Raw genomic sequence first — 22,856 nt, 5'->3', positions numbered from 1 at the left:
AGGACAATGAGAATATGAAATACTGGCGCATGCAATGCGGCTGTCTGCTCATTTCTTGAACGCCTTCTCCGCTTTCACGCCCTTTCCCTCGTTTTGCAGCTTGTCGAACCACGCGGCCTTGTTGCCGGTATTGAGATCGTTGAATCTGCCTTTCACGTTGAAGAGATAATCGTCTTTGCTCATCGGCTTGCCAGCGGCGGGCGCGCTGGGTTGCTGCGCGGGGGCACCGTTCGTTGGCATCGGCACGGGGGTGCGCACCGCGACCTGCGGAGGCATCAAGGGCGTGGCGCTGCGATGAATGGCATAACGATTCTCACCGAGTTTCACCACCACGGTCGCATGACCGTGGATGCCGCTGGCGCTGAAGGCACCGCGTGGATCGGTGCGGCCTTTCTGCGGCTGGGCGGTGCCGCTGCTGTCGTAGGCGGCGATGTCGGCGTCGGCTACGTAGGCGTTGCGGATGGTGTCGCGCAACTGCACGCGGATGCCGCCATTCGTGGCGTCCTCATTGACCTCCAAATCGAGCGTGGTGAGCAGCACAAGCCCGCTGGTCATTTGTGAATCGCCACGGCAGATCACGAGATACGCGCCTTCGTCTTTGAGTGGCAGCTCGATGCTGCGTTTCTTCCACGCGTAGTCGAGTCCGTCGCCCAGCGGCACCTTCATCTCCGCCTGTGGTGTGATGCCAGAGAGATTCACACCGCTGACGCTGCTCAGATCCTTCTGGCGTTCGTGCAACTTCATCAAATCGACACGGTAGATGAGCAATGCCGCCTCCTTCACGTTGCGGTGGTCGAGTTCGAGCTTCACCGGCTGTCCGGGCTTCACCCGTGTCGCATGTGGCAGCTTCACGCCTTTTTCCTGAAGCACGGCAATGGACTCTCGGGCATCATCGAAATCGTCCTTCACCTTTTCATACCAGCGGATCGCCTCGGCGACCTTGCCCTGCGCGTGATGAATCTGCGCGGTGATGTAGCGCGCGTTCGGCGCATCCTCGCTCATGCCAGAAGCCACCGGCGCGGCGGCGGCGAGTGCCTCAGGAAACTGATACTGCCAGAAGCGGCCCAGCGCGGTCATGTAATGGAAGTTGTTCAGGAAGGTGCTCTTGGTGAACGTCGTCGCGGCATTCCCGGCCGTTGTGACGACGCTGGCGTAGTCTTTGAGATCGAAGAACACATTCGCGAGACTGAACGCGGCATCGTCGGCGAGATCGTCCTTTGCATGCAGCGTCACCAACTGCCTCAAAAGATCGCGGCTGCGTTCCAGAAGCTGGTTCTTCGTCCACTTCGCCGCTCCAGGCCGCAGCGGCACACTGGTGGGATTCGCCGCCATTTCCTGGAAGCGTTGCGCGAGGCTGAAGGAGGCGAGCAAGCCGTCCGCGCCATCGGGATACTCCATCCACAGGCTTGTTTGATGCTCGGCGCTGCCGGGGAAGTCACCGGCAGTTTCGAGCGCGGCGCTCACGCCCGCGTCGCTGACGAAGCTGCTGTCCATCGTGGCGCGATACACGAGCCAGGCACGCTCAAACTCGCCGATCTGGCGATACGCGGCGGCCACCTTCAAAATTTTGTCGAAGGGAATGACGATGTCGGGATGGCGTTCGCTCAGCGCCTCGAACAGCTCCACCACCTGTCGTGCGTCTGTTTTCTCGCGTGTGGTGTGAATCCACAGCAGCATGCGCGCGATGTCACGCTCATGGGATTTCATCGCCTCGGCGTCGTTGCGCAGGATTTCGAGATGTGTGCGGGCTTCTTCGAGCGCGTTCTCATTGAAGAGCAGTTCCGCCAGCTCCAGACGCTCGAAACCGTTCATCACATACGGATCGGTGGAAGGCTTGCCCGGCGCGAGAATTGTCAGTTTGCCCTCCGGCCCGGCATTGAAGCGCTCTGGACGGCAGGCGTCGCGCACGCGCGTGTGCGGGATGCGATAGGTGCCCGGATGCAGCGCGATTAACTCGTAACTGATCTCAGTGCTCTCAACAAACATGCCGGGGATGAACCACAGCCGCAGCATGCCCGGAAGCTGTTCCACGCGAGCCTCGTTCGCAGAAAGAGAACCCGGCACGAACATGCAGCCGCCGGGCAACGGTTCATCGATGATGACGTAGCCGTTTTGCGGCTGCTTCGGTGTCTTCAACTCCAGCCGCACGCGCAACCGCTGCCCCTGCGCCGCCACATTCACCGGCGAGCTGCTTTCCGCCTGCAATGGCAGATCGTGATGCCGCAAGCCTTCATGCAGCCACTGCCGTTTCGCGATCGTCGGTAACGAATCGACGGTGGCTGCTTTTAGATCGACGGGCTTCTCGTTGATGAAGGTCGTGATAACGATGGGCGTGCCTTTGTTGTCCTTCCAGCTCAGTCCGAGATGAATCTTGCCGTCCGCACCCGGTTTGGGTGTCGGGATTTGAATCTTCTCACCCGAGCCGACATTCCTCGTGTTGCCATTCAGCGTCAGTTTCATTTCCTCGGCTTCCGGCGTTTGATGCATGCCGGTGCTGATGAAATGCTCCGCCAACGCCGCCGTCCACAGGCCTTGCAAGGCCGACTGCGCGCCGAGATCGACGCCAAGCCGCTGCAACAGCACATCTGCTGCCTTTTTTGCCAACGTGGAGCCGGGTTCGGTCTTCGCCGCCGCGTACAGTACGATGGCGGTGGTGTCATCGTCACTGCTGAGGCGTGAGGTGGTCTTGCTTCCTACCCATACAGGCTTCGCTTCGAGCGCCTTGAGCAATTCCTTCGCCTCATCGACGCGATTCATGCGTTGGAACGCCGCCGCCAGCCACGCAAGCGCCGGATCGTTCAGTTTCGCACGGTCGCGATACATGCGGTTCGCTACCGAAAAGTCCGCCTCATTCACACAGGCCAGCGCATGCAGAATCACCGCCGCCTTGTCCGGTTCATCCGGTGGAATGATCGCCAGCGCTTTCTTCAAGTAGGCGCTGGTACCTTTGACGGCGGTTTCCTCCACCTCAAGGCCGAGCGCCTTCGCCTCCACCAGCGCCCACAACGCGAGGCTGCTCACGACGCTGTCATGCTGCCACTTCACGTCCTGCCATGTCCAGCCACCATCGCGTTGGGTGATTTGGAGCTCGGAGATGAGGAGACGAATCTGCTCCTCATTCGATGCTTTGCCAGCACGTGCCGTGGAAACGCGGCTCAGCAGACGGCTGGCAGCCGTTTGCGACAGAGAAGACATGTTCTGCAGCAACACGAACGGCGAGCCGAACACAGACGCCTGCAGACTTTGACCCGGAGCAGCAGCGATCAAGGCCTCGCCCGGAACAGCGAGGAGATTCGCGGCGTGAGTGCGTTGAGTTTCGCCAACGGGCGGCACGATGAAGTTCGCCGAGAGCGCAACCGTGCCCTTGTCGGTCTTCGCAGAGGCGGTGGCAATGCTCAAACCATGCGACGCGGGCGCCGTGACCGGATCGAAGATAACTTCGGCAGTTCCATCCGGCTTCAAGGTCACCATGCGTTTTTGAGTGCTAGTCGATTCAAACGTGGCCTCCGCAGTTGTTTCACCTTCGGGAGCGCCGTGAAGCAGCATGCGCGGTGTGAAGCTGTCGCCGGGACTGACCGCGACCGGCGTACGAATCTCGGGAGCGAAGTCCCATTTCGTGATCATCTCCTTCTCCGCCTGGCCGACGCTCGTGGTGATCGTGCAGCCACGGCTCGACAAACGCCAGGCACCGCCGACGCCGGGTGCGGTCATGGACACTTTCACTTTGCCCGAGGCATCGGTGACGAGTGGGCAAAGCCACTGCGCATCCGAGGCGAACGGTTTGCCGCCAGTCGAACGCGCATCGTCGGCTTGGAAGGCCATCCTTCCGACAATGGGTTGATCACCGGAGCGGAAGCCATAAGTGTTGAAACGCGTCGTGCCATTGATGTCGAAAGCTGTCGGAGAAGTTGGTGTGTTCATGACCAAGCCGCCGCTGAAAACTGCGCTGCTGCCGGACACGACCAAACCATTGCTGCCACTGATGTTGAGTGTCATCACGCCGTCGCCCAAGGCCAGTGCCTGGCCTCCTTGCGGCAGTTGCGGCGGATCAAACTCTGTCAAAAAGAGGCTTTCGCGTTGGACGAGCAGTTCATCGACGCTGCGATAAAGACGCTGGCGTTCGCTGGACTGCTGATACCACACGCGGCTTTCGTTCAACTGCATGTCACGCAAACGCTCGACATGCGACGGCGTGGTGTTCGCGCTGGCGATGACGTTACCGGACTCATCGCGCGTGAGGACTTGGGAAGCGGCGCGATGCTGGAAGCCGGCGTTGCTGTTGATACGCAGGCTGGTGGCGCGGCGCAGGCTGCCGTGGAAGAAGTCGTCGATGTTTTCGGTGCCATCCGCGTATTGCGCAAAGAGCGCGGCGCTGGCGAGTGCGAGGCTCAGCTCGGCGGCGACGGGTTTGCCGTTTGCATCGGTGGTGGTGAGCGTGATCTCGGCGGCTGCGCCGGGTTTCACCGCTTGAGCGGGTGTTTGAATTTCAATCTTGAGCGGACGCTTCACCGCGAAGCCCTTGCGGGCGCTGTGCAGCTTGTCGCCGTCGAGGCAGGCGATGCTGACCTCGAAGTGCGGCCAGTGCGCGGCGGCGATGGTGACGGGAAGTTCATTGTGACCGGGCGCGAGCTTGAGAATGCGATGCTCGATCATCTCCTCGCCTGCGAGCGTGATGAGCGCGAGCGGCGCGGGGATCCGGCTGTGCGCATCAACCTTGAGCGCGGCTCCTTCGTTGACCTCGTCATCGTCGCTGAACAAGCGAAGCTTCGTCGTGTCCTCGGGGCCGGAGGCCTGCACGCTGGTGGTGATCTCAACGGTATTACCGCGTGCGTCGGCGGCCTGCGCGTGAAGCTGGTGCGGGGTGGCGGATTGCAGCACCACGGTGGAACTGCCGAGACCGGTGGCGGCATCGGTTTGCACGGTGAACTCCGCGATCCGCTCCGGAACGCTGGCGTTTGGGATGTAAACGAGTCCCGGCAGGCCGGAGAGCACCGGGTTCGCCGGTTGCGTGTCGAGACGCGAGAGCGTGACCTTCACCGATGTCGCAGCAGGTTTACCGCGATGATCGAGCGCCTTCACACGAATGAGCGCGGGTTCGTCCGTGAGCGCGGGAGCTGGCACGCGATCCCACACGAGCCGCAATCCAGCGCTCAAGATGGCGACAGTGTGCGGCACGCTGCGACTGCGTGCGGGCAGTTCGGCATTGAAGGACACAAAGCTGCCGGGCTGAAACGCCGTGGTCTCTTGGGTGAAGGCGAAGACACCTTTTGTGTCGGTTTTGCCTTCAAGCAGCCGTCCATCAGGCATGCGCAGACGCACCGGCTCGTCCACGAGCGGCGAACCCCAGGAGTAGCTCACGCGCAGCGTGCCTTCGATTCGATCACCGCGAAACACGGCCTCCGGCTTTGTCTCGATGACGGCGCTGATCTCCTCAATCTCGAATTCCTTCACCTCAAACCACGCGCTGTGCGTTTCGTCGCCCTCCACGGCCTTCGCGGTGATGCGATAGCTGCCGACCGGCGTGCTGGCGGGCAGGGGCACGCTGTGCGTGAAGGTGCCGAAGTCGCTGAGCTTCGACTTCATGCGACGCAGCACGCGACCACCGTCATCCGTGATGCTGATGTTGTATTCGCGGCCCACGGGCACGCTGTAAGCACCGTCCTGCACCTCGCGGATGATGCCGCGGAAGTGAACCGCATCGCCCGCGCGGTAGGCGGGCTTGTCCGTGTAAATGAAACCGCGTCGTGACAGCACCACGCTGTCGCGATCCGTGCTGCCGCCGGTGATTTCTTGCGTCATACCGCGCAGATTGAGCCGTTGGATCGCCACGCCGGCCTCGGTGCGCACATGCACGCAGAGATCGGCCGCCTCGCGGATCATTTCGCCGCGCAGGCGGAACACACCGTCCTTTGCCGTCTTGCCCTGACCGATGATTTCCTTGCCGTTGCTGATCAACACCTCCACATCGGCCACGGCGGTGCCTTTGACGCGGTCCTGCACAAACACGAGCGCCTCCTTCCATGCGGACTGCACGATCAGTTCAATATCACTGCGAATGACAATGGTGCTGGCCTGCCAGTCCTCGCCTTCGACGCGGATGAGGCACACGCCGGGCTTCGCATCGTCAAAAGGCACGTCGATGGCCTGCTCGATGGGTTTGAGCCGCGTGTAGTCCGCCACGGCCACTTCCCAGGTTTTGTCCGGCTGGATCAAATCAATGTCGAGTGAGCCGATGCCCGACTCGCCATCAAGACGATGGCGGCTGCGGAAGAAATCTTCGAGATTCAGCGTGTAGCGCGAGACCTTCAGCTTCTCGATGTTGCGCACGTTCACGCGCACCTGTGCGGTTTCGTTCGTGCGGAAGGTGCGCGGCGTGCGGAGCGCCAGCGAGTGCTGCGGCATCATCGCGGCGCGTTCGGCGGCCAGTTGTTTCCAGCCGCCCCAGTTCAGGCGCTGAAAAGTGTTCAGCGCGTCTTCATGCCGGTCCAGATGCTCCGCCTGGATCACGCCGGTGCGGTAGAGTGCGAGCGAGGCTTCCTCGCTCTGCGGATGCTTGATGATGAGCCGCGCCCATTCGGCGATGGCGCTTTCAAACAGCGGCTTGGCCTTGGCGGCATCTTTTTCCTTCAACGCGGCCGCGTAAGGCCACTGCCCGTTCAAGAACAGCAACTGCGCGCAGCGAGCATCGAGGGGATGCGCGGCGATGAAGGCATCGAAGCGCTTCGTGGCCTCCTCGCGGTTGTCCGCCGCCACCGCTTCGAGGCAGAGCTGAAACTCCGCCTCGATGATCCGCGCCTGCGCCTGCTGCCAGAGGCCGCCATCGGGATGCTTGGCAATGTAGCCACGCCATTGCTCGATTGCCTGCGGATAACGCCGCGCGGCGAAATGCAGCGCGCCAATCTGGAAGAACGCCATCTGCCTCCAGGCTTCCAGGCGTTCCACCGGTGTGCGTTTGTCCATCTCGTTCGCGGCGGGCGCGGGCCAGTCGGCACGATCATAGAGCGCCTTGCAGGCCTCGATGGCCTCATCCGGTTTGTTTTGAGCAACGAGTGCCTGCACCAACGTTATCGCTGCCTCGGCGGATCGCGCATGCGCCGGATACGACTTCAAAAAGGCGCGCAGCGCCGCGACATGCTTCACGGGATCGCCTGCTGAGACAGGAAAATGCTGCATCGCGCCCTGCTGGATTTGCAGCCGCTGAAAAGATCCCTGCTGAACGTCCTCCCGGACTTGCGCGATCTGCGGCGGATCAAACTCGCTGTAAGCCGGAGCGCCATGACTGCGGCACAGCAGCCACTCCAGCTCGCCAATGTCCGGCTTCGTGCCTGCGGCGGGCGGCTTGGTCTTCCAGAGCTTCAGCATGTCCTCGGCGTAAACGCGTGAAGCATCACCCGCGCCGTTGACGAGCAGGTTCTCGATGAGCATCGCCCGCACCTCCCAGCGGCGCGCGCCAGTTTCCTTCGCGGGAGTCTTCGGTGCTTCGCTGCCAGTGAGACCGCGCCAGTCAGGATCGAACTCGCGTAGATACATATCGCAGGCGGCGGGAAACTCCTGATGCTTCTTGATGCGGCGGATGATCGCGGCGGATTGAAACAGCAGGTTCTCGCGCACCGTGGGACCGGTTTCGAGTTCCAATGCCTTGCGGTAAAGCGCCAGCGCCTTGTTGTAGGCGTCACCACTCACGCTTTGGCCCGGCACGGCCGGTTTCGTGATCTCCTGTGCGAGCACGACGAGTGACTCGGCCAGTTTTTCCTTCCGCATCGTCGCAAACAACTGTGTGGCCTCCGCGCTGTAGATCGCCTCGGCCTCCTGATGCCGTTTCAGCTCGGCGAGGCACTGCGCCTTGAGGAAAAGCGCCTTCCGCTGCCACGCGTGGCCTGCGGGCACCGCGTCACAGTCGGTGATGGCCTTGGCGTGCTGTTTGGATTCCGACAAGGCGACGGCCCGCAGGTAATGCGCGTAACCGGCGTCCTTTTCAGCGTTGATGACCGCGTCCGTGAGCTTGGTGGCGGCGTCCTGATAGCGTTGCTGTTGCAGCAGCAGGCTGGCGTCTTCGACGGGGCCGGCATGGAGAAAAGCTGCAAACGCGAGCGTGAGGATCAGAACGATACGATGGTGCATGACGGACTCCTTGGGTTGTTGGGCCATTATGCTCTTCCGAAGTTGCACATGGCAAGGTGCATGAGATGAGTGGCGTCAATTTACGTTCAGTTTACAGACAGCACCCCTTCCACACCATGAACCGCCGCCACTTCATCCGCTCCGCCGCCGCGCTGCCTTTCATTTCAGCGCTTGCTGCGGAGAAACCCAAGCGCCTCATCCTGCGTTCGTCGTGGCAGACGGTGAACATCGGCGACATCGCGCACACGCCGGGTGTGCTGGCGCTTTTGGAAAAACATCTTCCAGAGGTCGAGGTGCGGCTGTGGCCGAGCAAGGTGGACAACGGCGTTGAGGAAATGCTGAACGCACGTTTTCCGAAGGTGAAGATCATTCGCGGTGAGGAGGTGAAGAAGGCCTTCGAGGAGTGTGACTTCCTGCTCCATGGCTCCGGGCCGTCGCTGGTGGCGCAGAACGATGTGGCGAAGTGGAGCAAGGCCACCGGCAAGCCTTACGGCGTGTATGGCATCACGTTTTCGTCGCAGGGTTCCACAGCGACGAAGCCGTCGTCGGACAAATCCATCTTATCGACGATCGACGTGTTCAATGGAGCGAAGTTTGTGTATTTCCGCGACTCGGTGTCGCTCGAACTCGCGAAAAGCAAAGGCTGCACCCGCCCGCTCATGGAATATGGCCCCGACGGTGCCTTTGCGGTCGATTTGAAGGACGATGCGAAGGCGGAGGCGTTCCTGAAGGCCAACGGCCTCGAAGAGGGCAAATTCCTCTGCTGCATCCCGCGTCTGCGCTTCACGCCCTACTGGACGATTCCCGAAAAGAAGGCCTCGAAGGACGAAACGAAGCATGCCCGCAACGAGGCGATGAAGGAGCACGACTGCAAACCGCTGCGCGATGCGATTGTCAGCGTGATCCAGCAGACCGATCTCAAAATCCTGCTCTGCCCCGAAGACAAAACGCAGATGGCCGTGAACAAGGAGATGCTCTACGACAAGCTGCCGGAAGACATGAAGGCACGCGTGGTGTGGCGCGAGAACTACTGGCTCACCGACGAGGCCATCAGCACCTATCGCCGCAGCGCCGGCCTGTTCGGTCACGAGATGCACAGCCCGATCATGTGCATCGGCAACGGCATCCCCGCCATCGTCTGCCGCTGGGCCGAGCAAACGAGCAAAGGCTACATGTGGCGCGACATCGGCCTCAACGAGTGGCTCTTCGACCTGGACAAGGAAGAGGAGTTGCAAAACGTGGTCGCCACAGTGCTTGCGATGGCGAAAGATCCCGCCGGATCAAAGGCGAAGGCCGCGAAGGCGCGTGATTTTGTGATGGGCAGATTTGCCGCCAGCATGGCCGTGGTGAAAAGCCATCTTCCGGCGTGAGTTTGGCTCCCGCTCAAAAATAATCCGCGTTCGGTGAACCTTTTGGATCGAAAGGCCCACGTTGGGGATGATAGGCTGCGCTTGCAGCCGGTGAATTGCCTCCCAACCGCGTGGACACCACGAACCAACCACCCTTGCTCGAACGCCTCTTCACCGAGAGCGCGGGGGATCTGACGCGCTACTTCGCGCGTCGCCATGGCGGTGCGGAAGGTGTGCAGGACTTGGTGCAGGAGACGTTTCTGGAAATGGCGCGCGGCTTGCGTGATGGGAAGTCGCCGAAATGCGCGCGCGGGTATTTGTTTGGCATCGCGCGGCATCTGAGCCAGGCGGCGTGGTCGAAACGTGCGGAGGTGATTCCGCTGAACGCGGAGTTACATGATGTCGCCGAGCCGACTCGGGATGACCGCGTGGAAGCCGCGAGGGAGACAATCTCTGCGCTGGAGCCTGTGCAGCGCGAGATCTTGGATCTGCGCTTCGCCCAGGGGCTGTCGTATGCGGAGATCGCCGAGGCCTTGGGCATTCCCATCGGCACTGTGCGTTCGCGTTTGCATCACGCGGTCGCGGAGGTTCGGCACCGTCTTGAATCTGAAATCAACCCCTGAAAACCATGAAACCTGAATCCTTGCACGCTTTGATCATCGACCGGCACTTTGGCGAACTGACGCCGGAGGCATCTGAACTGCTAGAGCTACATCTCGCGCAGAACGCAGACGCCCGCGCCGAGGCGGAGCGCATCCTGGCATCGCTTTCCGTCACGCATGACGCGGTGCTGCGGCACCCGGAGCTGGCGCGTGTGATGCCTGCGCCGGTGGAAAAAAACATCGTGCGAGCGCCTCGCCGCTCTTTGGTTCCATCGTGGCTCGCGCGTGCGGCGGTGATTGCGCTGCTGGCGGGTACTGCGGGCTTCTTCGCCGGACGTTCCGAATCACGCATGGCAACGCGTGATGTTGAATCACCTACGCAAACACCGCACAAAGAAAGTCCGTGGGCAAAGTATCGCATGAGTTTCGATCCTGCGGGTGAAGGCATGCAGGTCGTGCGCGTGGACACGGAGAAACTTGAAACCAAATCGCTGCCATGAACTCGAAACGCGTCTTTTTTGCCCTCGCGCTGACCGCTCTGCTTCTCCCCGGCTGTCTGCCGGAGGAGCGTGTGTGGTGGTCACCGCAGGGAGACGTCGCGGTGGTCGCCGCAGGAGACAGCGTGCATCTCGCGACGGTGGACGGACATCGCGGGCGTGCGCTTAACCTCTCGATGGAAGGATCCCTGTTCAAAAGCGTGAGCTGGTTGCGCGATGGGAGCGGTTTCGTGGCGCAACGCACGCGGGTGGTCGCAAAGTGGGATGAACTGCGCGGCTTGATCCCGGTGGAGGAGATTCGCTCGGTGGAGATGCTGCTGCCGTTGGTCATCCCGTTGCTGGAGGCGGCGGCGAGTCTCGGTGATCAGGCGAAGACGCTCGAAGATATGATCTCCGGCCTGTCGGAGGAGCAAATGACTCGTTTTGCACACGCGATACGGCGGAAATTCGAGCAAGAGCCGGAGCGTGTCGAGAAGCTGCTCCTCGCCCTGCCGAAGGGAGGCGAACTGGCCTCATCGTTCAAGAAATCCGGCACGGGTTACGAAATCAGCGAGCTGTGTGTCTTCAAACTGGGTGATACAGAGTTTATTGACTCGAAATCGCTCACTCGCAGCCTGCTGCGGCCGGCTTTGATGCCGCGCATGTCGCCGAAGCATGACGCGCTCGCGTTTCTGCGTCTCGACGAGGATGGAGAGAGCGTGGCGTTGGAGGTCATCACGCTCGATGATGGTGCGGAGCAGACGGTCGCACGTCAGGTGAACGGTGCGTTTGACTGGACGCCGGACGGTCGCGCGCTGGTCTTTATGGCACCGCTCGGTGGCGAGGGAGAAAAACTGCAAAGCATTCATCGCCTCACTGTCATCGAGGAAAATGGAACGTTCACCAAACCGGGCAAGCCGGCCACGCTGGCCACGGCGATCACGCTGAACCGTCCGGTGGTGCAGGTGCTGGCGGACGGACGCGTGCTTTTCGCCAGCCAGCCGGTCACGTTGCCCGCGACGGGCACGGGGCCGGAGCTGGCACCGCGATTGTATGTCATCGCCGCCGATGGCAGCGCGGTGACACCGGTCCCGACCGCGCCGGGTGATCTGCCGGTGAATCTCGGCTTCTTCATCGCCTCGCCGGATGGCAAACACGTCGCGGTCGTCGAGAGCGAGACTGATGCCGTGGCCGTGGTCGAGATCGACACGGGCAAAACGCAGATCATCTCGCCACCGCATCCGCGCTGGCAGTGCCGCACCATGCCCGCGTGGAAATCCGCCACTGAATTGACCTTCGCCGCGCTGCACGAAGGCGCGCCCGCATGGATGCTGTGGAGCGAAGGCAAGCCCCTGCGCTGCATCAGCGAATCCTGGTCGAAAACCAAAACCGCAAAGTGGCTGGAGCAAAAGAGCGATAGCACCACGAACTCCTCCCCGATCTCCAAACCTGATTCCACCCGATGAAACACACCCTTTCATTTCTGCTCGTGGCCAGCAGTCTTCATGCCGCCGACACAGCCTTCTTTGAATCGAAGATCCGCCCGGTGCTCGTGAAGCACTGCTACGAATGCCACTCCGCTGAGTCCGGTAAATCGAAGGGCGGACTGATGCTCGACACGAAACACGGCATCCGCGAAGGCGGCGAGACAGGACCGGCGGTCGTGCCGGGCGATGCGGCGAAAAGCCTGCTGCTCACCGCGATCAAGCACAGCGATCCTGATCTCGAAATGCCGCCGAAGGAGCCGCAGTTGCCTCCATCGGTCATCGCGGACTTTGAAACGTGGATCAAAGCGGGTGCTGCTGATCCGCGTGAGTCAGCGGTGAAAGTGGCGGAGCGTCCGCCGGTGGATTTGGAAGCTGGGAGAAAGTTTTGGAGCTATCAAAAACCAAAACAGGTTGCCGGGAGCATTGATGGCTTCATTCAGGCGAAGCTGAAGGAAGACGGGCTGGTTTCTGCGCCGGAGGCGGAACCGGTGGCGCTGCTGCGCAGGCTGTATTTTGACCTGATCGGCCTGCCGCCGACTCCGAAGGAGGTGAAGGCGTTTTCGATGGATAAGCTGGAGGCGACTGTGGACGAGCTTTTGAAAAGCCCGCGCTTTGGCGAGCGCTGGGGCCGTCACTGGCTGGATGTGGCGCGGTTTGCGGAGTCGAACGGGCGTGAGTCGAATCTGACCTTCCCGCATGCATGGCGGTATCGCGACTACGTCATCGATGCTGTGAATGCAGACGTGCCGTTTGACCGCTTCATCACCGAGCAGATCGCGGGCGATCTTCTGACCGCGAAGGATGATGCCGAGCGCGCACGCCTACTCGTCGCGACGGGATTTCTCGCCTTTGGTCCGAAGGGATTGAATGAACAGAACAAAGCGCAGTTTGCCGCTGATGTGGCCGATGAGCAGCTCGACACCGTGACACGCGCGGTGATGGCAAGTTCAGTGGCCTGTGCACGCTGCCATGATCACAAGACGGAGCCGTTCAGCATGGAGGACTACTATGCGCTGGCGGGCATTTTCAAAAGCACGCAGACTTTTTACGGCAACTGGATCGACTCCGAGAACAACAACCACGGCCATCTCATCCGCCTGCCGGAAGTGCCCGGACAAATCATCCCGAACCGTCCGGTGTCCGCAGAGCGTGTGAAGCAGCTCAAGAGCGACCTGGCGAAGCTCAATCAAAAGGAGAAGGACCAGCAGGCCTACGCGCTGAAGGCGAAGTTGGAGGGCCGCGACATCAGCGGCGAGTTTTACGAGATGCTGCGCATCGCCATCGGCATCCTGTGGACGCGCGGCGGGCTCGAAGGCCAGCTCGAAACAGTGGATGACCAAGGCCGCGCACTGCCGCTGTGCATGGGGGTCCAGGACGCGAAACGCATCCAGGACTCGCAGCTCTATGTTCGTGGTGAGATCGCGCATCCAGTGAAGGCGGTGCCGCGTGGTTTTCCGCGTGTGATTGAAGTTAAAGGCAGCGTGTCGAAGCAGCAAAGCGGCCGCCTCGAATTCGCGCAGTGGCTCACCAGCCGCGATAACCCGCTCACCGCCCGCGTGATGGCGAATCGTGTGTGGCGTCATCTGTTTGGCGCGGGATTGGTGCGCACGGTGGATAATTTTGGCTTCAGTGGCGAGCGTTCGAGCCACCCGGAGCTGCTGGATCATCTCGCGATCAAGTTCATGGACAGCGGCTGGTCGGTGAAGTCGCTGATCCGAGAAATCGTGTTCTCCAAGACTTATCGGCAGGCTTCGACGCATCGTACGGATGCTTTCGAGAAAGATCCCGACAACCGGCTGCTTTGGCGTGCCCCCAAACGACGCCTCGATGCCGAGGTGATCCGAGACTCGATGCTCGCTGTCTCCGGCTTGCTCGACACGTCCCGCAGACCAGGATCGCTCGTGGCGGAACTGGATGGGCAGTCGGTGTCGTTGATCGGCTTCAACACCAAACTGCCGCCGGACCTCGATGGCTCGAAGCGCCGCTCGATTTACCTGCCCGTGCTCCGCGACAACCTGCCCGACGTGCTGGAGCAGTTCGATGTGGCGAATCCGAATCTCGTCACCGGCGATCGTGATGTGACGAACGTGCCGCTGCAAGCCCTCTACCTCATGAACGGCCCCTTCGTGCAGGAGCAAGCCGCCGCATTGGCCCAGCGTGTGATGAAGGAGAAGCTCAATCTACCAGAGCGTATCCGTCGTGCCTTCGCACTGTGTTTCAATCGGGCCCCCGATGCTAAAGAACAGCAACTCGCCGAGTCCTTCTTCCAAACCGCTGCTGGCGACGAAACAAAGCTCATGACGGCCTATTGCCATGCGCTGCTGTCGAGCGCGGAGTTCCGCTTTGCGGATTGATCCTGTCATGAGTTCACGCCTTTCCATTTTCACCTGCCTGCTGCTGACCTCGTTCATTGCAGCCGCGGATTCACCGTCTCTCTGCCGCATCGAGGTGGTGGAGAAAGGCAGCGGGTGGCCCGTGCCGCTCATCGAGCTGCGCACGACACATCATTTGCGTTTCATCACCGACAACGCAGGCGTCATCGCCTTCGACGCGCCGGAGCTGATGGGGAGTTTGACATGGTTTGATGTCATCGGCCACGGCTACGAGGTGCCGAAGGATGGTTTTGGCATGCGCGGCGTGCGTTTGACTCCGGAACCTGGCAAAACGCTGCGTGTGGAGGTGACGCGCACGAACATCGCACGCCGCATCGGCCGCCTGACCGGCGCGGGATTGTTTGCAGAAAGCCAGAAACTCGGCAGCGAGCTGGACTGGAAGGACTCGGGCATTCACGGCTCCGACAGCGTGCAAAACGCCGTGCATCGCGGCCGCTTGTTCTGGGCCTGGGGCGATACCCAGATGCCTTGCTATCCACTCGGCATCTTCGACATGAGCAGCGCCACCACGGCGATGCAGCCGCTCGCCTCGCTGGAGCCGCCGCTGCGTTTGAAGCTCGACTACTTCACCGACGACAAGGGCAAGGTGCGTGGCGTGGCCAAGATGCCCGGCAGCGGTCCGACATGGGTCACCGCTTATGTCAGCTTGCCCGATAAAAACGGCACGTCGCGACTCGTCGGCTCCTATGTGAAGATCAAGCCGCCCCTGGATGCCTATGAGTCCGGCCTGTGTGTGTGGAATGACGACACGAGCCGCTTTGACCTGCTGCGCGTGCTTTGGACGAAATCCGCCGCCGCTCCAAAACAGCCGCCGATGCCGGAAGGTCACCCCGCGCTGTGGAAAGACGAACAAGGCAAAGAATGGGTGCTGTTTGGCAATCCGCTGCCGACGCTGCGCTGCCCCGCCACCTTTGAAGCATGGCAGGACTCGAACACCTGGGAAGCGCTGAAGCCGCAGACGACGCTCGCATCGGCAGATGGCGGCACGGTCAAACCTCACACTGGATCGATTGCCTGGAATGCCTTCCGCAAACGCTGGGTCACCGTATTCATGGAGAACTTCGGCAAGCCCTCAGTCTTCGGTGAGCTCTGGTATGCCGAGACTGATGCGCCCACAGGTCCATGGGGGCCTGCCGTGAAGATCCTCACGCATGACAACTACACCTTCTACAACCCGCGCATTCATCCCGAGTTCACTCCTGACGGCTCGCCGGTACTCTTTTTTGAAGGCACCTACACCAAGGAGTTTGCCAAGCACGCGCATCCCACGCCGCGTTACGACTATAACCAGATCCTCTATCGGCTGGACCTGGATGATCCCAAGCTAAAACCCGCAGGACTCAAACCATGAATACGATCCATTCACGACGCGAAATGCTGACGACGATGTCGTCGGGAATAGGCTGGCTCGCTTTTTCAGCCTTGGCCCAACAGGCCGCAGCCAAGGGCGGTCTGGCCGCCAAAGAACCGCATTTTGCACCCCGGGCGAAGCGGGTGATCTTTCTGACGATGCGCGGCGGGCCGTCGCATGTGGACCTCTTTGATTACAAGCCGGAGTTGATCGCCCGAAATGGCAAGACGGCGAGTTTGGGCCGTGATTCATCAGGCGCGAAGCTGTTTGGGCCGGTGCATCCGTTTGCGCAATATGGGAAGTCGGGACAGTGGATGACGACGCTGTATCCGAAGCTGGCGAAGCATGCGGACGACCTGTGCATCATCAACTCAATGCACACCGACTTGCCGAATCACGCGCAGGCTTTCGGGCAGATGCACACGGGCAGTTTTCAGTTCGTGCGGCCTTCGATTGGTGCGTGGACGCTGTATGGCCTCGGCACTGAGAATGAGAATCTGCCGGGCTTCATCACACTGAATCCACCGGCGGACAATGGTGGCGCTCAAAACTACGGCAGCGCGTTTTTGCCCGCGATCTGCCAGGGCACGAAACTCGGCGGCAGTCAGTTGCCGGAGCTGTATGCAGCCTTGTTGAAGAAGGACGTGGCTCCCGGACCGCCGATGAAGAACATCGACAACAAAAACGTGCCACGCGACCTTCAGCGCGCGCAGATCGACCTCATTCGCGGTTTGAACGAGCGGAAGCTGGATCGCGATGGCTTTCATCCTGAGATCGAAGGTGCCATCCAGTCCTTTGAACTCGCGTTTCGCATGCAGAGCGAAGTTCCCAACGTGCTCGACCTGCGTAGCGAGCCGGAGCACATCCTGAAACTCTACGGCATCGGCCAGGGAAAAGATCAGTTCGCGCGGCAGTGCCTGCTGGCACGGCGCATGGCCGAAGCGGGCGTGCGTTTCATCGAAATCGCCTCGCCGGGCAACTGGGACCACCACAATCGCCTGCGCGAACTCCTCGCCACGAATTGCGCGGCCACGGATCAGCCCATCGCGGCGCTGCTCACCGATTTGAAAGCACGCGGCATGTTGAAGGACACGCTCGTCGTCTGGGCCGGCGAGTTCGGCCGCACGCCGTATGCGCAAAGCGAGGACGGTCGCGATCACAATCACAAAGGCTACTCCATCTGGATGGCGGGTGGCGGCGTGAAAGGCGGCATCACTTACGGTGCCACCGATGAAACCGGCTACAAAGCCGCGCTGAACCCCATGCACATCCACGACTGGCACGCGACCATGCTGCATCTGCTCGGCCTCGATCACACCAAGCTCACCTACAACTACGGCGGCAGGAATTTCCGCCTGACGAATGTGAGTGGTGAGGTGGCGAAAGGGATTTTGGCGTAACGAATCTGGCCTAAGATTGGGATTGCGGTCCTGCGAGGCGGGGAGGTAATATCTGCCTGATTCAACGCGGGCTGATCTGCGTGGATGCTGGTGGACTCAAACCTTGAAATTGCCATGCGCGACGGTTCCCCTGATGACTCTGCATTTTCTGCCAAGCCACCATCACGTTGGGGGAATATCTTCATCGGACTCGTGCTGGGAGGTGCCGTGGGTGCAGGAGCGTTGTATCTGACGAAGGTCGATCCCTCGTTGCTAGCCAAGGTGACATCACCTTCGTCGCAGTCGCCGACCACTGCCGCTGCTGCGGGCGAGGAGGTGGAGGCGCCGGTGAAACACGAGGGTCTGCCACGCACGCCGTTTGAAATGGGATCGCTGCCGCCAGCCGAAGTGGTGGATTCCATCAAGATCACGCTCGGGGTGGGCACGGAGGGCGCGGCGTTGAGCGAACCGGTGGATGTGCATCTGGGTCTTGGTTTCCCGCTGCGGCTCTATCCGCTTGGCGGAGTGAAGCGGGAGCCGTCGTTCGCGGCGTTTCCGCACAAGTCATCGCTTGAAGGCATGATGACGGCGATTCAGCCGGGACAGATGGCGACGTTTGAGTTTTCGGCGAAGGCCGGCGATGCCGGGAGCGATGCGTTGCGCACCTCGCAGCAGCTTTTGACCGGGGTGAAGTGCGGTGATCTACAGAGCATCGGTTTTGCCTCGCAGGGCCGCACGGACTGGGTGCTGGCGGGCTACCGCATCGAGGTGAATGGCAAACTTTTCGCCGCGAACGGCCTCGTCGATGCGCGCGCGCAGGAGAAGCTGGCCGCCAGCCGCGAAAGTCTCATGAAAATGCTGCCGGAGTATGAGGCGAAGGTGAACAAGACCACGCTGAGCGAGGATGAGAAGGCGGTGCTGAAGACGGAGCACGCGCTGGTGCGCGCCTTGAGCGGACGTGTCGTGGGAGCGACGCCCTGGCATGAGGAGTCGGATGAGAAATTTCAAACCACTCCTGTCGCAGGCACGATGGTGGAAAGCCTGCGCATCACGCTCACCGGCGGCAGCGGGCCGCAGCAGGGCACGCGGAATCCGGTGTACCTTCAGGCCGGGTCGCGGAAGTTTCTGCTCTCGTCTGAATCCGCTCCTTTGGCCGATGAAGCAAAGCCACAGATGTTTGAACTGGCCGGTTTTGAACTCGCGCTGAATCCGCTGACCAAAGAATCACTGGGCACGCCCGGAGTCGGGGTCATCGGCAGCGGCGCACCGACAAACAAGATTCCCGATCGTGCGCAGCTTCAGCGGGTGCTGATTGAGGCCGACGGCCAGCCAGTGTATGACAGTGAGAAGCAGCCGGACGATCAGAAGACGCTGCCCGTGCTGTGGCTGACGCCTGCGGCGCATTTCGATGAAGCGGGTGATCTGGTGCGCTCGACGGCCACCGCAACGGAGATTCCGGTGTGGACATCCGGCATGAAAACTGCCGGAACGCCTGCGGTCACGCCTTTGCCACCAGAGCCACCCAAACTGCCGCCGCTGGTCACCGGGCCGGGTGTGCCGCCTCTGCCACCGCCGCCGCTGCTGCCACCGGACCGCACCATTTTGCCGGGAGGGTTGCCGCCGCCGGGAGGTGGTGGATTGCTGCCGCTGCTCAATACGCTGGCGCAGTTGCTGTTCCCGCTGCCACCGCCTGCCGCGCCGCTCATCAGCGGCGTGCGCATCGCACCCACGACACCGATCGTGTGTGATGGCGATGTGGTGACGGTGAACTGGGCCGTGGGGGGCAATACATCGCAGATTACCTCCTGGCGTGTCGATTTGTTCGCGGTGCTGCCGCACAAGCCCGCGCCGGTGCTGATCACGCCGATGGCGACAAGGATTGGTGGTTTTCCCGGCTCCACGAGTGTCGTGATGCCGCCGATCAACCGTGCGGCGGTGGCCGCGCTGCTCGCGCCCGGTTCAGCGGAGGCGCTTTATCTTTACGTCCAGCCGCGTGTCACAGCGCTCGGACCCACGGGCAATGTGCTGACGGCGGCAAACGGCTCGTTGCTGCCGTTGTTCCCGGCGGGCACGCCGACTGCTGCGGTGAGCCTGCGCCGTGGCGGTGTTTTGCGGCCGCCACCGATCCTTGCCAGCGCTCCCGCGCCGAGTTTTCAGGTCACTCCGGTGGTGACGCCGCCTTTTTTGAACTGGTCGGCGATGCCGCTGGCCGATCCGCTGGTGAGCCGCAATGCGTGGAGCCTCACTGCCGAGCATGGCAGTCATTTCGGTCTTCTTTTCGCGAGTCATGAGAACATTCCGGGTGCGGTCACGCTGCCCGCGTGGAGCACAGCGGGGCGCCCCACGGGAAATGGAGCGGAGACGATCACGATACGTTTCGAGGGGTTTGTACCGTGGCCTCCCGCCGGGGCAAACGGGCTGCGCGCCATCGCGCATGTGGCTTTCGTCGGCGGCTCGGCGGCGGGCACCACGGGCCAGGTGCTGACGCGCGCGGAACTCAGCAGTGGCGCGCTGCGGCGCAATCTCGCCGGAACGGCGATTTTGCCTGGGTTTCAGCCGTTTTTCAGCCTGGAAACCACCACACAACTGCCGCCTGCTCCGCTGACCAAAACGCAGCCACTGTTGCTCGTGGACATGCCGTTGCGCTCCGACCGCCTGGGGGCCAACAACCTAGTGGGTTACCCGCTCGATCCGGTGAATGGCGCGTCCTTTACCTTCGTGCCGCCAGCGGTTCCCGCCTTCAATTTCCCCGCCTACACCGCGCAGGCAGGCACTGGCACGATGTACGTCACGCTCACCTACATGATTTCGCTTACCACCACCGATTTAACGGACGGCGTCGGTGTGATCGGAGTTCGCCTCGTCCCTGACAACACGCCATGAAAACGCTCCTGCCCCTTTTCATTCTTTTGTGCTTCACATCGCTCCATGCCGCCGATGGCGGTGTACACGGCCGTGTTTACGGCCAGGACGTGAAAGGTGAAAACCTCGGTCCCGTCGCCGGGGCGCGGATCGAACTGAAAAGCGAGACGGGCGGCGCTGCGGCGACGGTGACGACGAACAACCACGGTTACTACCAGATCGCCACGCTCACACCGGGCGCGTATCGCTACAAGGTCGCCGCCGCTGGATTTCGTGATGAGGATGAGCAGCGCGGCTTCGCCATGCCGCAGGACACGCGCGAGTTCGTGCATGATTTCCTTCTCACGCGTGAGCCAAAGCCTGGCAGCGGCCCCGCGCAGTCAAATGTGGTGCAGCCGGCCGTGCATGGCCGCGTTTACGGCCAGGATGAGAAGGGAGAGAACCTCGGCCCGATTCCCGGCGCGAAGATTGAGCTGCTGTCCGGGCAAGGCGGCACGGTGGTGGCGACTGCGATGGCGAACTCGCCCGGCGGTTACTACGAGATCAAGAATCTGTCGCCCGCCGATTACGCGTATCGCGTCAGCGCCGCCGGATTTGCGACGGAAGATGCTGGTCGCGGCTTCACCGTGCCGAAGAACACGCTCGAATACGTTCATGACTTCCTGCTGAGCAAAACACCGCCCAAGCGTGACCGCTGCGATCTCGCGATCCTCGTGGTGAAACGCATCAGCAGCGGCAAAGACCCGGCCAATGACGCGCGTCTGCCGGTGGCTAACGCCAAACTCATCCTCCAACCCACGGGCAATCTGCCCACTCCGGCCGGCCAACCCTTCGTGACCGATGCGAAGGGTGAATACCTTGCCAAAATGCTCGGGGAAGGGGATTACACCGTCGCCATCGACGCGCCGGAGTGCGAGCCGTTCACCGGAACGCTCATCGTGAAGTGCGACAAAGACGGCGAGGTCATCTTTGAACTCCAGCCCTGCAACGAACTGCTGCACGGCTACGTGCGCGCGATGCTGAACGACGGCTGGGGCACTTCAGCGCAGGCGAAGGCCGCGTGTGACCGTGCCTGGCAGCGTGCTGTGAAGGCCGGGCCGTTGGATTGCAGCCTGAACTATGCCCAGGCGCTCTGCCGCCTCAGCGCCGGGGATCATGCCGCCGCGCAGCAAAGCCTCGCCGCCGCCATCGGCAAGAAAGCCGACGACTCCGTGTGGGATCGCGCCTGCGAAGCACGCCTATGGATGAATCTTTGCCTGCATCAGCCGACGCAGGCGTTGCGGGAGATTCGCTCGTTGATGCAGAACCACTATGCCACCCGTGCCCCGACTCCCGCCGCAAAAGATACCGCGCATGTGTGCGGCATCGCCTTGGGTCTGTTCAAAGGTCCGTGGAAGGATCAAATCGCCGCGGGCGAAGCTGTGCTGCTGGAAAGCGAGCTGCTCTCCGCGCTCAAAGGCGATCTGCAGGCCGAGTGCGCGAAGGCCCGCGATCATGTGGCCGTGGAATACGGCAAGCTCAAAACCGCCGAGGACGCGGCGCGCAACAAACTGATGGCCGAGGTCACCGAGAAACGAAACGCCGAGGTGGCGCGCATGGCGGAGCGCCAGACGGTGATTAGCAAAGACGTGGCGGTGCTCGACGCGGACATCCAGACGCTGCAGGCCACGGTGAACCAGTTTGACCAGCAGTTCCGCGTGCAGGCCGCCGGTTTCATGCAGCAGCGGCAGATGAACGCCGCGCAGATCGCGCCGCTGAACGCACGCCTGCAGCAGATCACCGCCTGCATGGCGCAGGACCAGGTAAACATGCAGGCCGCCCGGCAGCCGATGCAACAGAGCCCGACCATGCAACCTGGCATGCAGCCCGGCGCTGGTGGCCTGGCCATCATGGCCGAGATACAGCAGCATCAGGTGGAGATTCAGCAGATCCGGCAGCAGATGGTGCTGATTCAAAATCAGGATGCGCAGATGGCCGCGCAGATCGTGAATCTGCAAAATCAGTTTGCCGCCAGTGCTGGAACCGCCCAGGCCAGCCTGAACACCAAATTGCAGCAGCGTGAAAGGATGGCGACTGAGTTTGACACGCTCGACCACCAGCGCACCGCCCCGTTTGACCCCGCCTCGTTCAGCACGCCGGAGATTGATAACCTTGTGCGCCAGGAGTGTGCGCTCAAAACCTACTGCGACCTGCCGCTGGAGCCGCGTCGTGAGGAATTGCTCGATCAATTCGACTGCGGAGCCGCCAAGGATCCCCAACGGCCCATGAACGCGATGACACCCATCTCGATCAATGAACCCCCTTTCACCGCGCAACGCCCGGTCTCAACGTTCCCGGCCTCGGCAACCGCTCCGATGCGTACTTTGCCCGCCGTGGCTCCGCTGACACCCGCGCCTTCGTCCGCGATGCCTTCGACGACGCTGGCTCCGCAGAACCCCGGCCTGCCGCCGCCTAAACCGTTGCCTGCATCCGCCACAGCGGTCAAACCGCCGCCCAACCTGGGTGATCCAGCTGAAGTCGTTGTTACCAACAATCACACCGGTGCGGTGCGCATCTTTGGCATCGCGCCCGGAGCGGAGAACGAGCAATTCGTGCGCTCGCTGCAATCCGGCGAGGAGGCGATGATTCCCGCCGCCATCGGCCAGACCTTCATCATCAAAGCCACCACCGGCGGCCGTGAGTTGCAACGCCACAAGATTGGCAAGAAGCTGGAAGTGCTGAAACTCAGTGGAGCGAGGTGAGTCGATCCCGAAGGGATCAGAGAAATTAGCCAGGGGTCGCATGACCCCTGGAATGCAAGTTCCATCACATTCTTTCAAGGGCGCATGCCGGAGGT

At 61.7% G+C, this 22,856-nt stretch carries 10 protein-coding genes; 9 read left to right on the top strand and 1 reads right to left on the bottom strand.

Features of this window, described 5'->3' with window-relative positions:
* Window positions 1–48: 48 nt before the first annotated feature.
* On the bottom strand, window positions 49–8,121 hold the full coding sequence (locus U1A53_RS24455) for an MG2 domain-containing protein (RefSeq protein ID WP_322284505.1): 8,073 nt from the start codon (window positions 8,119–8,121) through the stop codon (window positions 49–51).
* A 116-nt stretch (window positions 8,122–8,237) separates the two neighbouring features.
* Here U1A53_RS24455 and U1A53_RS24450 point away from each other — a divergent pair, with 116 nt between their 5' ends.
* The 9 genes from U1A53_RS24450 (at window position 8,238) to U1A53_RS24410 (ending at window position 22,761) form a co-directional block, all read left to right on the top strand.
* The gene (locus tag U1A53_RS24450; protein ID WP_322284504.1) at window positions 8,238–9,491 is read left to right on the top strand and encodes a polysaccharide pyruvyl transferase family protein; all 1,254 of its coding nucleotides are present in this window, start codon (window positions 8,238–8,240) and stop codon (window positions 9,489–9,491) included.
* 110 nt (window positions 9,492–9,601) lie between these two features.
* Window positions 9,602–10,093: a sigma-70 family RNA polymerase sigma factor gene (locus U1A53_RS24445; RefSeq protein WP_322284503.1), complete on the top strand. Its 492-nt coding sequence runs from the start codon at window positions 9,602–9,604 to the stop codon at window positions 10,091–10,093.
* Window positions 10,094–10,098: 5 nt separating this feature from the next.
* A complete protein-coding gene (locus U1A53_RS24440; RefSeq protein ID WP_322284502.1) occupies window positions 10,099–10,572 on the top strand; it encodes a hypothetical protein in 474 nt (157 codons plus the stop codon).
* Window positions 10,569–12,014 carry a hypothetical protein gene (locus tag U1A53_RS24435; RefSeq protein ID WP_322284501.1) on the top strand — a complete coding sequence of 482 codons (1,446 nt, stop codon included), beginning with the start codon at window positions 10,569–10,571 and terminating at the stop codon, window positions 12,012–12,014. Before U1A53_RS24440 ends, U1A53_RS24435 begins: the two co-directional genes overlap by 4 nt.
* On the top strand, window positions 12,011–14,389 hold the full coding sequence (locus tag U1A53_RS24430) for a PSD1 and planctomycete cytochrome C domain-containing protein (RefSeq protein WP_322284500.1): 2,379 nt from the start codon (window positions 12,011–12,013) through the stop codon (window positions 14,387–14,389). Before U1A53_RS24435 ends, U1A53_RS24430 begins: the two co-directional genes overlap by 4 nt.
* Before the next feature lie 7 nt (window positions 14,390–14,396).
* Window positions 14,397–15,779 (top strand): hypothetical protein, encoded by a 1,383-nt coding sequence (locus tag U1A53_RS24425; protein WP_322284499.1) that lies wholly within the window; start codon window positions 14,397–14,399, stop codon window positions 15,777–15,779.
* The gene (locus U1A53_RS24420) at window positions 15,776–17,179 is read left to right on the top strand and encodes a DUF1501 domain-containing protein (protein WP_322284498.1); all 1,404 of its coding nucleotides are present in this window, start codon (window positions 15,776–15,778) and stop codon (window positions 17,177–17,179) included. The genes U1A53_RS24425 and U1A53_RS24420 overlap by 4 nt, the downstream gene beginning before the upstream one ends.
* A 114-nt stretch (window positions 17,180–17,293) precedes the next feature.
* On the top strand, window positions 17,294–20,041 hold the full coding sequence (locus tag U1A53_RS24415) for a hypothetical protein (RefSeq protein ID WP_322284497.1): 2,748 nt from the start codon (window positions 17,294–17,296) through the stop codon (window positions 20,039–20,041).
* Entirely contained in the window at window positions 20,038–22,761 is a 2,724-nt protein-coding gene (locus U1A53_RS24410) for a carboxypeptidase regulatory-like domain-containing protein (protein ID WP_322284496.1), read from the top strand. The genes U1A53_RS24415 and U1A53_RS24410 overlap by 4 nt, the downstream gene beginning before the upstream one ends.
* Window positions 22,762–22,856: the final 95 nt, after the last annotated feature.

Origin of the sequence: Prosthecobacter sp. (genome assembly GCF_034366625.1) — a bacterium.
GTDB lineage: Bacteria > Verrucomicrobiota > Verrucomicrobiia > Verrucomicrobiales > Verrucomicrobiaceae > Prosthecobacter.
The sequence above is the reverse complement of the archived record's forward strand: the minus strand, read 5'-3'. Positions and strand labels throughout refer to the sequence as shown.